Consider the following 12778-nt stretch of genomic DNA (forward strand, 5'->3'; position numbering starts at 1 on the left):
TTCAAAGTTAAGATGATGGTATGACAATTTTATATACTCCATAAACCCTTTAAATTAATTAGGTGGTTTATGTCGCACTTCAAGTTTTACTCTGCCTGCTAAAGCCTTATGAGCAATTTTAATGTTGTATTTATTTTTGATTTCACACAAATTATCAACACTGAGCAAAACGATACCAAAATTAGATTCGCTTTGTGGATGTAACTCTTTTAAATAAGTGTTAATTGCAAATTGGTTATAAATACCCGTATATGGATCAATTTCTAGATTATTAATCAATTGGTTTTTATGTATTAATTTGGCAATAAATGAGTGTTTCAATACTTGATTGAACAATGAATGAATTTTACGTCGTTTTTCAGAATAAATTTTATTACGCATAATCGAATCCATTCCGTACTTGGATTTTTATTGTATGATGCCTTAAATGTAGCAATTTATTGGCTTGAACTCAAATTAAAGTTTAAGTAAATACTTGAAGGATATATACATAATTTTGAAAAATGTGATTAACTTTGTAGTATAGTTTAAGAATATATTAGAATTTGTAAAACCCGATAAAAATGATCAGACAATACATATAGTTCGAATGACGGATATGCGATTATTTGAATAAATATACGATTTGTTTAAATTGATTATTTTATCTTTAAAAATGAACAACAGTTTGGTTTGTTAAATGATCTGTTGTTCATCATTGAGTAAATATCGAGGTTAGTCGCAGTCGATTTTATGAGCGAATTCAGCAATATCTGCTAAAGATTGTTTTGCCTCATCAAACCATGGACTAAACATTTGGAAATTATGCCACATTCCCGTGTACAACTTGTAATTGACTTTCACCCCAGCAGCTTTGGCTTTTTTTTCAAAACGTTGAGCATCAGATAAAAGAATTTCTTTAGAGCCGATTTGCACTAAAGTTGGCGGCAGTCCTTCAAAATCTCCGAAAATAGGCGAAAGAGGAGGTAGGGAGCGGTCCAAGTTTTTCGGTACGTAAAAGTCAATACCAGACTCAAGTGCTTCGATAGAAAGCAAAGCATCATGCTTCTGATTATAACGTAAAGACTCACCTGTTAAAGTTAGGTCTAAGAAGGGGGACATAAGAATTAAAGCGCTAGGAAGTTGTTGTTTATTTTCTTCCTTAATTCGTAATGCAAGTGCTAAAGCCAAATTTGCACCGCAAGAATCACCTGAAACAATGATGTCCTTAGGTTGCACACCTTGATCTAAAAGTTGTTGATAAATATCATAAATCGCATCACCTGCTTCAGGAAACTTACTTTCCGGTGCGAGCGGATAATCTACATGTAAAACTTGCATCTGAGTGCGTGTAGCAACTTCAGATAAAAAAGCTCGATGGGTTTTAATTGAGCCTACAAAAAACGCTCCACCATGGATATGAAAAATCATTTGGGTTGTATGCGCTTGAGGTTTAATTTCTTCTGCCCGAATCCCTGCAATGCGTAAAGAACGGATCTGCACATCTTTACGCTGCGGAAAAACGCGTGAAAGTTGTTCTATTCCGAAACGTGCAGTTGTGGGCGGAAGATTGAAACGACTTGGAAATTTGAAGCTAGATTTAAGAATAGATTCTGTAATGTATTGTTTCAGAGCTGAGTTAATCTTCATGTTCCTTCCATATTGTTAAATTTGTGACTTTATTTTTGTTGATTCACCAACACTTGTTACAAGGGTACACTATATAGTCACATTCAAGAATTGCTAAATTGGTGTAAATTTTTAATACTATAAAGTGTCAATTAGACTAGGGAAAACAAAACAATGAAAAAAATTGTACTTGCATTAGGCTTATTATCAGCAACAGTTCTTGCAAATGCTGCAGATCCACTGAATGGAACTGTTTGGAAAACAATTGATGATACAACTAAGCAGCCAAAAGCAATTGTAAAGTTCACTGAACAAAAAAATGGAACATTGACGGCTGCAATTCAAAGTGTTTTAACGCCAGGTGAAGAAAACTCTTGTACTAAATGTGAGGGTGCATACCACAATAAATCATTGAAAGGTGTAACGATTGTCACTGGTTTAAAAAATGTCGGTGGAAAAAGCTATGATAATGGTACGATTCTAGATCCTAAAAATGGCAAAACCTATAAACTCAAAGGTGAGCTTGCTGGTAATCAGTTAAAGTTACGTGGTTATATGGGTATTTCTGCTTTAGGCCGCAATCAAACTTGGGTACGTGCAAACTAAGTATATTGATTCACCACAATAAAAAGCCTGATCTATTGATCAGGCTTTTTATTGGTCGATTATTTTTATGCTGTAAGTTTTAAAGCCTTAATTTTATCCTCATCAAAACCAACCACATATTGGCCATTTTGATTAATCATAGGGCGTTTGATTAGACTGGTATGTGTGGTAAGCGCTTGGATGAGTGCTTGTTCACTTGACAAAGCCAGTTGTTGTTCTTGTTCACTGAGTTTTTTCCACGTTGTGCCTTTTTTATTGAGCACAAGATCTTGCCCAATATGATCGAGCCATTGTTTAACGGTTTCTGCATCTATACCTTGTTTTTTATAATCATGAAACTCGTAACTCAAGCCAAGTTCAGTCAGTAAATCAAAAGCTCTTTTCATGGAGTTACAATTTTTGATTCCATAAATTTTCAACATGTCTTAACCTAATATTCAATTGTTTGATTTAACAGAAAGAGTAGCAAAATTGCCAATATATACAGTATAAGAATAGATAAAAATATTTAAAAGGTATGATTGTTGTCATCAGAATTTAACAATTTGTGCTTAATATTTTATTTAAGCGAGCAAGTAGACTGGCTGATTAAATGATTTAAGTCTAAAAAATAAAAAAAATGAGACTAAAGGAAATTAAAAAAGAGAAAACCCGCATCTAATCATCCTGATTATGCGGGTCTCATTACAACGTCCAATGTCACATCCTTGGAAAATAAATATTCAAAATACTTATTTCCTTTTCTTCCTACGGCGTCCTATCCTTTTGCTGTCATCCTGACAATGTCCCTGTGCCGTGCGTGTATAATGCGCTTGTTGATATGAAGAAAATATAAGATAACACGACAAAATTTGTAAGTTATTACCCTATAATCAGTGAACAGTTGTTCACAAAATTGCTCAATTCTTATTTAAAAACTGAGCAATTTTCTATTTAAATTTGATAATCAATAATCACAGGGGCATGGTCGCTATACCATTCATCTTTGTAGACCCAGGCATTGACTGTACGATCTTTCCAGTCTGGTGAGCATGCTTGATAATCAATTCGCCAACCGACATTTTTAGCACGCGCTTGTCCACGATTAGACCACCAAGAATATACTTCAGCTTCTTTACGCACTTCACGAAATGTATCGACATAGCCGAGTTCATCATAAATATGATCTAGCCAAGCACGCTCATGCGGTAAGCAACCTGAAGATTTTTGGTTGCCTGACCAGTTTTTAATATCGATTCGTTTATGCACAATATTATAATCGCCACATACAATGATCGACTTATCTTCATCACGCCATTGTTTTAAAATTTTTCGATATTCTTCTAAGAAGTGATCTTTACGGGCTTGTGCTTCATCACCTGATGAACCTGAAGGTAAATATAGTGAGCAGATGTGCACAGGTTTGGCTAAACCGACATCAAATTCTGCACTAATAAAACGACCTTGGCTATCGGCGAGTTCAAAACCCAGACCATTTTGGATCGATTTAAATGGCAAGCGACTGTAAATCGCAGTACCTGCATAGCCTGATTTTTCCGCAGGAAACAGATGGGTAAACCAACCGTCAGGTTTAAATTTATCTGTCCACTGTTCATGCGTAATACGACTTTCTTGGATACAAATCACGTCTGCATCTGACTTTTCCATCCATTCAAGTAAGCCTTTTGTGACGGATGAACGTAAGCCATTTACGTTAATTGAGACAACTCTTAAAATTTTTTGATCACTTGGATAGCTACTCTTTGGTATCATTCGCAGTCATAACCTCAATGTATGAATTTTGGAGCACCTCATGTCAACGCCAGCTCAGTTTAACCCGCAAGCTTTTATCGAACTCGCATTATCACGTGGTGTGCTTAAATTTGGTGAGTTTACTTTAAAATCAGGCCGTGTAAGCCCTTATTTTTTTAATGCAGGTTTACTCAACGATGGTGAAGCATTATCGCTTTTAGCTCAAGGTTATGCAGATAAATTAACACAATGTAACAACGTTGAAGTGATCTTTGGACCTGCATATAAAGGAATTCCTTTTGTTGCAGCAACAGCTGTGGCTTTGTCACAAGTACATGATGTAAGTGTGCCTTGGGGGTTTAACCGCAAAGAAGCCAAAGACCATGGCGAAGGTGGCGTGTTGGTCGGTGCTTCAGTAGAAGGCAAAAAAGTCTGGATTATTGATGACGTGATTACAGCGGGTACTGCAATTCGTGAAGTTGTCACAATTCTTAAAAATGCAGGTGCGACAATTGCAGGCGTATTGGTTGCGCTAGATCGTCAAGAAAAAGGGCAAGGTCAACTGTCTGCCATCCAAGAAGTTCAACAAGAACTTGAGATTCCAGTACATGCTTTAATTACCATGAAAGACTTAATGGATTATCTTGATGCCAAAGGTGAGCAAGATGCTTTAGCAAAAATGGAAGCTTACCGTGTGAAATATGGTATATAAGTAAAAAAAAAGGATAAGATAAGGAGCATAAGCTCCTTATTTTTATGGACTATAAAGGATTAGGTGCCATTTTAAATGTTCATTCTATTGATAATCGTCGTGGTTGCTGTACTTGGCATTATGCTGGTCAAACATATCGACCAACGACGTTGGCAACGTTACCAATTTGAGCGGGATATGTTTTTTCGGCAATATCCATTTCAATGGAAAGGTTTAGGACAGTTTGAGCTGGTTTTAAATATCAATGTGCACGCCCAGAAAAAATTAATCAATGAGTTGATGTTAAGAGCATCTGAGAGCAGTTATATCAAAAAATCACGTATTCAACGTGAACCTGAATGTTCGAGACAGCAATACTCAATTAAAGTCATGATTCAAGATTTAACCATTGGGCACTTAGAAAAGAAGTATGCAGACTTGTTGGGAGAAAGTTTAGACCAAACCGATTTTGAAATTGGTCGCCCGATCGAGCTAGATGCTGAAATCATTGTGTTTGAAAAAGATGATATCGAGTTGGGCTGTCGTGTCAAACTCGCCTTACCGCGTGATCCACGTACTGCGCATCAATACTTGATAGAAAATAGCCAGCAACAATTTCAAGAAAAATAAGCTTAATCAGTATGAGAATTAAGCAAGTAGATACTTTGCTCAATCTCTTTTTGATCTTGTAAAGTACTGACAATCCGATGGGTTTTAGTCGTTTCAACAATAAATTTGAGTGCGTATTCCTTTAAATACTGCTGAGCAACCAAGTTGGCGACAAGTTGGTCATGCTGTCTGAAAACTTGAATTTGTAGTGGCTGATCTAAACAATTTTGAAACTGTAAGTCCTTATAGCCATACACCACAGTTGCATCACTACCTAAAGGTGTAAAGCGCTCATGTTCCTGATAAATATCAATCGAATGTGAATGTCGTTCCGTGATAGTTAAACCCGCTTTTAGCGCATTGATATAGAGCAAACAAGAAATTTGGCAGATTCCACCACCCAGATCTTCTGCAATTTTTCCATTGACCAGATTACGTCCTGTTTTGTAGCCATTATTAAAAGTCGGAGCTTTTACCAAATGCCAAAATGAAAAGATTTGATTTGGCTCAATAACCAAGCCATTTATGCTCTGAATCGCGAGATCAATGTTATAGGTTTTATTTTCAAAATAACGATTTATATTGATGCTTTGTTGGGTTGAAATTTGTTGGTCTGATTGCCACAGTGTTTGATGTTTTAAGGCAAACTGTAGCTTCGAGAAAAGGTGTTCACGACAATACCTGCGTAATAACTGATAAAGCAGTTTCCATGATTTGGGTAAATATTGCCGCATATTCCACCTGCTTATTCTAATTGTTTACTGACGGTTGTTTTTCTAAAACGACAACCAAGTATGATGCATATTCTTTTAAAAATGAATTGCACATCAAGCTGTCTAGGCTTCTAAACAGTGGGCGTAAAATCGTTGGAATACGATGGATAGGGAAAAATAAAAAGCCCTGACTTTCAACCAGCTTCCATTGAGTGCCAAGCAGCTTTTCAATCTCTACCAATGTCATTTGATGAGCAGCATGCCAGCTTTGTTGTTGATGCTTTACAGCTTGTCGACGTTTGGCGGAGGGGAAATCAAAAATAAGCTTGCCATTGGGTCTTAATTTTTGATGCGCCTCATTCAGAAACTGTTCTGTGGTTGCATGGTCTTGATGCATGATCACATGGAAGCTATAAATCACCTCAAGCTGGTAATTTTCGATTGGAATTTCAGTCAGAGTCCCTTCAAGCAAGATTTTATGTGGATATTTTTCTTTTGCGACTTTCAGCATTTCAGGGCTGAAATCTACACCGTAATCTGCATAATCGAGTAAACGACCTGTACCACAACCAATATCCATACAATATGTAGGTGCTGTTTTACTTAGAATACGCTTGAGAAAAACCCGCTCTTGTTGGTCTAAATATTGCCCGTAACTGTTGTTAAAACGGTTGTTATCGTAGTCATGCGCAAGTTTGTTATAGTAATTTTTAATCTCTGAGTCAGGTTGATTCGACATTGAATAACTCTTTTTATTGACGAATAGAAACTAATTCAACTTATAAACTATTTTTTTGAAGATCACACGTTTTACACGCTAAAAACATGCCTATTTTTTCCTGTCGTCCTTGTTCTGTCAACACCCACGGACGATTCTGCCAAGGAGGAAGATGACGCACATGTTGTTGATGCCCACATGCAAGTTCAGCCACATAATGTTGCTCCTCACCCAAATGAAATTCCACAATGGCTTGTTGCATTTCGATCATCATATTCACAATAATTGCTAAGAGTTTAGCGAAATTTCGAAAAAGTACACTACATTCTCCGCTATACTGCATTCAATCCAAAATTTTATAAGAGCATCAATATGCGCGTACTTGTTGTGATGGATCCCATCGAAAGTGTAAACCTGAAAAAAGACTCAACAATGGCAATGTTATGGGCGGCTGCACGTCGAGGGCATGAGTTAGGCTATGCATTACAACAAGATTTGTATATTGATCAGGGCAAAGCATTTGGTTTGATTACACCGCTTCAGGTTTTTCAAGATTACGATCACTATTATGAGTTAGGTGAAAAAGCCAAAGAGTCACTTGCAGCTTATGATGTGGTATTGATGCGTAAAGATCCGCCTTTTGACATGAACTTTGTTTATACCACTTATATTTTGGAACAGGCAGAGCGTGAAGGGGTGTGGATTATTAACAAACCACAAAGTTTGCGTGATTGTAATGAAAAACTATTTGCGACCCAATTCCCAGAGCTACAAGTACCCACTTTAGTGACCTCACAACAAAGTTTGATTCGTGAATTCCTAAAAGAACATGGTGACGTTATTGTTAAGCCACTAGATGGTATGGGCGGAATGGGGATCTTCCGTTTATATCAAGATGGCGTCAATATTGGCTCAACCATTGAAATTTTAACTGAAAATGGCACACAACCGATTATGGCACAACGTTATATCCCTGAAATTGTGGATGGTGATAAACGTATTTTGATGATTAATGGTGAGCCGGTACCTTATTGCTTGGCTCGTATTCCTCAAAATGGTGAGGTGCGAGGGAATTTGGCAGCGGGCGGTTTGGGTGAAGCTCGTCCATTGACTGAAAATGACAAAGCCATCGCAGCCAAAGTTGGACCATTCTTAAAAGCAAAAGGCTTGGTTTTTGTCGGATTAGATGTGATTGGAAATTATGTCACTGAAATCAATGTCACCAGTCCAACCTGTATTCGCGAAATTGATGATCAATTTGGTACTTCAATTGCAGATGATTTGTTTGATGTGCTAGAAGCAGGTCACTCAGCTTAATTTAAGCTGGGATACTGCATTCTAAATCTCAACTAAAAAATAGAGTCGTGCATGGCTCTATTTTTTGCTGTCGATTGGCTATAAAAATGATAAATCATCGAGAAATATAAAAAAATAACGTTTAATTCCACTTTTTTTAACAGATTAATGATAAAAGTAGTTTAAACTTTCAAATCAGTAGAAAAAAACAATGAAAGGCTTGGTGAAAAAAAGTAAATAAACTTTTCCCCATAGCGGATTGTGATTACAATTGGTTGTTTAAGACATTCGTTAATATTTATTTTTGCATTGAAGAATTAGACCGTGACCGAACCCCAGCAAAGCACACCTAAACACATCATGATGATGGCGGCAGGTACAGGTGGACATGTATTCCCTGCACTGGCAGTTGCAAAAGAATTGCAACAGCAAGGCAGCCAAGTGTCTTGGTTGGCGACTCCGACAGGTATGGAAAATCGACTTTTAAAACAACATGATATTCCAATCTATCAAATTGATATTCAAGGTGTACGTGGCAATGGAATTGTACGTAAATTAGCTGCACCATTTAAGATTTTAAAAGCAACTTTGAGCGCGATGCGCTATATGAAACAGCTCAATGTTGATGCAGTGGCTGGTTTTGGCGGTTATGTTGCGGGGCCAGGCGGTTTGGCTGCGCGTTTGTTGGGTATTCCTGTAATTATTCACGAACAAAATGCAGTGGCAGGCTTTACCAATACTCAACTTTCAAGAATTGCTAAAAAGGTCTGCGAGGCTTTTCCAGATACTTTTCCGAAAAGTGAAAAAATTGTGACGACAGGTAATCCTGTACGGGCAGAAATTACTGCAATTTATAATCCTTCTTTTCGTTATAAAGAACGCGAAAATGCGACTGAACCCTTACATATTTTAATTGTTGGTGGTTCTTTGGGTGCGCAAGCCTTGAATGAGTGTGTCCCTCAAGCCTTAAAACAATTTGATGTTCCATTAAAAGTGTTTCATCAATGTGGGCAAAACAAGCAAGAGATCACACAGGCTTTATATGCGGATGCACCTGAAAATATACAGGTTGAAGTTCAGCCATTTATTGAAGATATGGCATTGGCCTATAGCAACGCAGATTTAATTATTTGTCGTGCAGGTGCATTGACGGTCACTGAAGTGGCGACTGCTGGTGTGGCGGCTGTATTTGTGCCATTACCAAGTGCGGTAGATGATCACCAAACTGCCAATGCAAGATTTTTGGAGAAAACAGGTGCTGCGAAAATCTGTCCGCAGCAGAGCATGACTCCAGATTCATTAAAGGATTTATTAACACCGTTGATGAACCGCCAATTATTAATGGAAATGGCGGTAAAAGCTCGTCAACAAGCTCAACCAGATGCAACACAACGTGTGGTTGGTTTAATTCAAGATTTGTAAGTTAGAGTTGATTATGTCTCCAACAAGCCCTGCTGATAAAGCAAAAAACCTAATTAAAATTCCAGAGATGCGCCGTATTAAACATATCCATTTTGTGGGTGTCGGTGGTGCTGGAATGTGTGGTATTGCAGAAGTATTGAAAAACCAAGGCTATAAGGTTTCTGGTTCTGACATTAAGGCATCAAAAACGACGGCTCAACTTGAAGAAAATGGAATTAAAGTTTTTATTGGACATACTGCAGACAATATTAAAGGTGCAAATGTACTGGTTGTCTCTACTGCAATCGACCCTGAAAATTTAGAAGTAAAAGCAGCAATTGAAAACCGTATACCGGTAGTTCGTCGTGCAGAAATGTTGGGTGAATTGATGCGTTACCGTCATGGTATCGCTGTTGCAGGAACCCATGGTAAAACCACGACAACCAGTTTAGTGACCTGCATGCTGGCAGAAGAAAACATGGATCCAACTTATGTGATCGGTGGTCTGTTAAATCGTACGGGTGTTAACGCAGCTTTGGGTGCCAGTCGTTTTATTGTCGCTGAAGCAGACGAATCAGATGCGTCATTCTTACATCTAGAGCCTATGGCGGCCATTGTCACCAATATTGATGCAGATCATATGGATACCTATGGGGGTAGTTTTGATGTACTCAAAGACACCTTTATTAAGTTCTTACAGAAAATGCCGTTCTATGGCTTGGCTGTAGTCTGTGGTGATGATGCCAATATTCGTGAAATCATGCCACGTATTGGTCGTCCAGTATTGACCTATGGTTTTAATGAAGACAATGACATTCGAGCAATTGATGTTGAACAAGTCGGTATGCAGTCAAGCTTTACCGTATTACGTAAAGGTCGTGAGCCATTACGTTTAACTATCAATCTTCCAGGGTTACATAATATTCTAAACGCATTGGCTGCGATTGGTATTGCAACGGATGAAGGTGTGTCTGATGCTGCGATTGCACGTGCCTTAGAAAGCTTTAGTGGTGTAGGTCGTCGTTTCCAAGTTCAAGGTGAGTTTGAATTGGATGAAGGTACTGTAAAACTGGTTGATGATTATGGCCATCACCCGAAAGAAGTTGAAGCAACCATTAAAGCTGCACGTGCCAGCCATCCAGATCGCCGTTTAGTAATGATGTTTCAGCCACACCGTTATAGTCGTACTCGTGACTGTTTTGATGATTTTGTAGATGTGTTGTCACAAGTCGATCAATTATTATTGTTAGAAGTATATCCTGCAGGTGAGAAACCGATTGTTGGTGCAGATAGTCGTTCTTTAGCGAGGAGTATTCGTTTGCGTGGGGAAGTTGAACCGATTTTGATTGATCCAGTGGAAGGTAATTTACAGAACGCGATACAAAAAGTGTTACAAGCGAATGACTTGTTATTAACACAAGGTGCGGGTAACGTGGGAGCAATTTCTGTAGAATTGGCTCAAAATCAACTGTATTTAAAATAATTGATTTGGTTTTGTTTAAACTTGGATTTAAATAAAGCCTAGAAATTAAATTGACTAACTTATAAGTTTAAGGATTTAAACGTGTCAAATGCTTCTAAATTCGGCAAAGTAGCGGTGTTGCTTGGTGGGAAATCTGCTGAGCGTATGGTGTCATTAGATAGTGGTAAAGCTGTTTTAGAAGCATTATTACGTTCGGGGGTGAATGCGGAAGGCTTTGATCCACAAGAGCGTAGTGTGACGGAACTTGTAGGTTATGATCGTGCATTTATTGTGTTGCATGGTCGTGGTGGTGAAGATGGTCAAATCCAAGGCGTATTAGAATGGATGAATGTACCGTATACAGGTACAGGTGTTCAGGGCTCCGCTATTGGGATGGACAAAGTTAAAACCAAACAAATTTGGCAAGGTTCAGATTTACCGACGGCACCCTATCGTATTATTTCTAAAGATTCTGATTTAAATGAAGTGATTGAAAGCCTTGGTTTACCGCTAATCATTAAGCCTGTACATGAAGGTTCTAGTGTAGGTATGAGTAAGGTTGAAAAAGCTGAAGATCTTACTGCTGCAATTGAAAAAGCCACAATACATGATGCAGTTGTGATGGCGGAAAAATGGATCACGGGGCGGGAATATACTATTTCTTTCCTTAATGGTTTGCCACTGCCAGTCATTCGTTTGCAACCACCTGCTGATGTTGCATTTTATGACTATGAAGCAAAATATAACCGTAATGACGTGGAATATGGTATTCCATGTGGTTTAAGTGAGTCAGAAGAAAAGAACTTACAGGAATTGTGTTTACGCGCTTTCCAAGCAGTTGGTGCTAGTGGTTGGGGGCGGATTGATGCGATGTTAGATGAACAAGGTAATTTCTGGTTATTAGAAGTAAATACTGTACCAGGTATGACCAGTCACTCGCTTGTTCCTAAAGCTGCAAAAGCTGTAGGTTATAGTTTTGATGAACTGTGTGTTGCGATTTTAGCGCAAACACTCACGGAACAAGCACACTAAGTTTATGGCTCAACTTCCTGCTTCGATGCGTCGCAAACGTGCGGCAATTACATCAATACACGATAGGCCGCCAACACGTCAGGAAAAGCTTCTCAACGTGGGAAGCTGGTTGCTTATGGTTATTGCTATGGCTGTGTTATTTGCAGGAATCTATGGTCTGTATAAAGTGATTACTGATGCTCGGGTAGCCACCCTTCAAGTGGTAGGTACTACCTCATCGGTAGAGTCACAAGCGATTACACAACATTTGTCACCTGTTGTTAAGAATAATTATTTCACCTCGGATTTAGAACAGATTCGAGATAAAGCACTTGAAGTATCATGGGTGGATCGTGTCGTGGTTTCTCGAGCATGGCCAAATGGTATTCGCGTGCGAATTATGCCACGTCATGCAATCGCACGTTGGGGAACCGGGCGATTACTCAGTGATGCTGGAGATGTCTACTCAGAAGCGGTGGCGAAGAATTATTCAAACCTGCCATTGCTTCATGGGCCACTCAGCCAATCCAAAGTCATGATGCGTCGCTATAATGAAATTAATCAATTATTTCACCCAGTCAATTTACGGTTAAAAGAGCTTTATCTTACTGAACGTATGACTTGGTTTATGCAGTTTGATTCAGGGCTACGGGTGATTGTAGATCAAGATCAGACCATGAGTAAGCTACAACGTTTAAGTCACTTGGCTCAAACAGATTTGCAACCACCTTGGTCGAATATATCCGCAATTGATTTGCGCTATCGAAATGGTTTGGCAATTCAATGGAGAAATTCTATTTCGCCAAAGATTGTGAATGGTCAGTTTGTTGTAACCAGTAATGACATAAGCGTTGCAGGTGGGATGGTTGCACAGCCATAATACGTGGCTTGAAAAAGAGGCATATAGCCAAACATAAACAATGAAGATAATG

General features: G+C 38.5%; 15 protein-coding genes. 8 read left to right on the forward strand and 7 right to left on the reverse strand.

The window, feature by feature from the left end; genetic code table 11:
- Window positions 1–54: 54 nt before the first annotated feature.
- Together ACG9ZL_RS16575 and ACG9ZL_RS16580 are read right to left on the reverse strand one after the other, a co-directional pair.
- Entirely contained in the window at window positions 55–381 is a 327-nt protein-coding gene (locus ACG9ZL_RS16575; protein ID WP_419360817.1) for a hypothetical protein, read from the reverse strand.
- Window positions 382–714: 333 nt separating this feature from the next.
- Complete coding sequence (locus tag ACG9ZL_RS16580; protein WP_419360819.1) at window positions 715–1629, reverse strand: alpha/beta hydrolase; 915 nt, start codon at window positions 1627–1629, stop codon at window positions 715–717.
- A 153-nt stretch (window positions 1630–1782) separates the two neighbouring features.
- Here ACG9ZL_RS16580 and ACG9ZL_RS16585 point away from each other — a divergent pair, with 153 nt between their 5' ends.
- Window positions 1783–2214: a DUF2147 domain-containing protein gene (locus tag ACG9ZL_RS16585; RefSeq protein ID WP_336952482.1), complete on the forward strand. Its 432-nt coding sequence runs from the start codon at window positions 1783–1785 to the stop codon at window positions 2212–2214.
- A gap of 65 nt (window positions 2215–2279) precedes the next feature.
- On the opposite strand, the gene ACG9ZL_RS16590 is transcribed toward ACG9ZL_RS16585, so the two are convergent.
- Window positions 2280–2636 carry a Spx/MgsR family RNA polymerase-binding regulatory protein gene (locus ACG9ZL_RS16590; RefSeq protein WP_419360821.1) on the reverse strand — a complete coding sequence of 119 codons (357 nt, stop codon included), beginning with the start codon at window positions 2634–2636 and terminating at the stop codon, window positions 2280–2282.
- A gap of 511 nt (window positions 2637–3147) precedes the next feature.
- Complete coding sequence (locus ACG9ZL_RS16595) at window positions 3148–3966, reverse strand: exodeoxyribonuclease III (RefSeq protein WP_336952479.1); 819 nt, start codon at window positions 3964–3966, stop codon at window positions 3148–3150.
- Window positions 3967–4006: 40 nt separating this feature from the next.
- On the opposite strand from ACG9ZL_RS16595, the gene pyrE reads away from it, so the two are divergent.
- Both pyrE and ACG9ZL_RS16605 read left to right on the forward strand, forming a co-directional pair.
- Window positions 4007–4657 (forward strand): orotate phosphoribosyltransferase, encoded by a 651-nt coding sequence (gene pyrE, locus ACG9ZL_RS16600; protein WP_336952477.1) that lies wholly within the window; start codon window positions 4007–4009, stop codon window positions 4655–4657.
- A 75-nt stretch (window positions 4658–4732) separates the two neighbouring features.
- Complete coding sequence (locus tag ACG9ZL_RS16605) at window positions 4733–5266, forward strand: hypothetical protein (RefSeq protein WP_336952475.1); 534 nt, start codon at window positions 4733–4735, stop codon at window positions 5264–5266.
- A gap of 2 nt (window positions 5267–5268) precedes the next feature.
- On the opposite strand, the gene ACG9ZL_RS16610 is transcribed toward ACG9ZL_RS16605, so the two are convergent.
- Genes ACG9ZL_RS16610 through ACG9ZL_RS16620 form a run of 3 tightly spaced genes read right to left on the reverse strand, consistent with a single transcriptional unit; the run spans window position 5269 to window position 6938 of the window.
- A complete protein-coding gene (locus tag ACG9ZL_RS16610; protein WP_419360822.1) occupies window positions 5269–5979 on the reverse strand; it encodes a VanW family protein in 711 nt (236 codons plus the stop codon).
- 16 nt (window positions 5980–5995) lie between these two features.
- Entirely contained in the window at window positions 5996–6697 is a 702-nt protein-coding gene (locus ACG9ZL_RS16615) for a class I SAM-dependent methyltransferase (protein WP_419360824.1), read from the reverse strand.
- Window positions 6698–6737: 40 nt separating this feature from the next.
- The gene (locus ACG9ZL_RS16620) at window positions 6738–6938 is read right to left on the reverse strand and encodes a DUF3565 domain-containing protein (RefSeq protein WP_336952596.1); all 201 of its coding nucleotides are present in this window, start codon (window positions 6936–6938) and stop codon (window positions 6738–6740) included.
- Window positions 6939–7048: 110 nt separating this feature from the next.
- Here ACG9ZL_RS16620 and gshB point away from each other — a divergent pair, with 110 nt between their 5' ends.
- From gshB to ACG9ZL_RS16645, 5 genes are all read left to right on the forward strand, one after another.
- Window positions 7049–7993 (forward strand): glutathione synthase, encoded by a 945-nt coding sequence (gene gshB / locus ACG9ZL_RS16625; RefSeq protein WP_419326941.1) that lies wholly within the window; start codon window positions 7049–7051, stop codon window positions 7991–7993.
- A 303-nt stretch (window positions 7994–8296) separates the two neighbouring features.
- Window positions 8297–9394 carry an undecaprenyldiphospho-muramoylpentapeptide beta-N-acetylglucosaminyltransferase gene (murG, locus tag ACG9ZL_RS16630; protein ID WP_336952467.1) on the forward strand — a complete coding sequence of 366 codons (1098 nt, stop codon included), beginning with the start codon at window positions 8297–8299 and terminating at the stop codon, window positions 9392–9394.
- A gap of 13 nt (window positions 9395–9407) precedes the next feature.
- Window positions 9408–10856 carry a UDP-N-acetylmuramate--L-alanine ligase gene (murC, locus tag ACG9ZL_RS16635; RefSeq protein WP_336952465.1) on the forward strand — a complete coding sequence of 483 codons (1449 nt, stop codon included), beginning with the start codon at window positions 9408–9410 and terminating at the stop codon, window positions 10854–10856.
- 81 nt (window positions 10857–10937) lie between these two features.
- On the forward strand, window positions 10938–11867 hold the full coding sequence (locus ACG9ZL_RS16640) for a D-alanine--D-alanine ligase (protein WP_336952463.1): 930 nt from the start codon (window positions 10938–10940) through the stop codon (window positions 11865–11867).
- A 4-nt stretch (window positions 11868–11871) separates the two neighbouring features.
- Window positions 11872–12726, forward strand: a complete 855-nt coding sequence (locus tag ACG9ZL_RS16645; protein ID WP_419360826.1) for a cell division protein FtsQ/DivIB — start codon at window positions 11872–11874, stop codon at window positions 12724–12726.
- Window positions 12727–12778: the final 52 nt, after the last annotated feature.

The organism is Acinetobacter legionensis (assembly GCF_048551735.1).
Lineage (GTDB): Bacteria > Pseudomonadota > Gammaproteobacteria > Pseudomonadales > Moraxellaceae > Acinetobacter.

Bases quoted from the DNA above. Each gene is read 5' to 3' on its own strand.
- pyrE (WP_336952477.1), top strand. From the start codon at position 4,007: ATGTCAACGCCAGCTCAGTTTAACCCGCAAGCTTTTATCGAACTCGCA.
- ACG9ZL_RS16610 (WP_419360822.1), bottom strand. From the start codon at position 5,979: ATGCGGCAATATTTACCCAAATCATGGAAACTGCTTTATCAGTTATTA.
- murC (WP_336952465.1), top strand. From the start codon at position 9,408: ATGTCTCCAACAAGCCCTGCTGATAAAGCAAAAAACCTAATTAAAATT.
- ACG9ZL_RS16590 (WP_419360821.1), bottom strand. From the start codon at position 2,636: ATGTTGAAAATTTATGGAATCAAAAATTGTAACTCCATGAAAAGAGCT.
- ACG9ZL_RS16585 (WP_336952482.1), top strand. From the start codon at position 1,783: ATGAAAAAAATTGTACTTGCATTAGGCTTATTATCAGCAACAGTTCTT.
- ACG9ZL_RS16620 (WP_336952596.1), bottom strand. From the start codon at position 6,938: ATGCAACAAGCCATTGTGGAATTTCATTTGGGTGAGGAGCAACATTAT.
- ACG9ZL_RS16595 (WP_336952479.1), bottom strand. From the start codon at position 3,966: ATGATACCAAAGAGTAGCTATCCAAGTGATCAAAAAATTTTAAGAGTT.
- gshB (WP_419326941.1), top strand. From the start codon at position 7,049: ATGCGCGTACTTGTTGTGATGGATCCCATCGAAAGTGTAAACCTGAAA.
- ACG9ZL_RS16615 (WP_419360824.1), bottom strand. From the start codon at position 6,697: ATGTCGAATCAACCTGACTCAGAGATTAAAAATTACTATAACAAACTT.
- ACG9ZL_RS16605 (WP_336952475.1), top strand. From the start codon at position 4,733: ATGTTCATTCTATTGATAATCGTCGTGGTTGCTGTACTTGGCATTATG.
- ACG9ZL_RS16580 (WP_419360819.1), bottom strand. From the start codon at position 1,629: ATGAAGATTAACTCAGCTCTGAAACAATACATTACAGAATCTATTCTT.
- ACG9ZL_RS16575 (WP_419360817.1), bottom strand. From the start codon at position 381: ATGCGTAATAAAATTTATTCTGAAAAACGACGTAAAATTCATTCATTG.
- ACG9ZL_RS16645 (WP_419360826.1), top strand. From the start codon at position 11,872: ATGGCTCAACTTCCTGCTTCGATGCGTCGCAAACGTGCGGCAATTACA.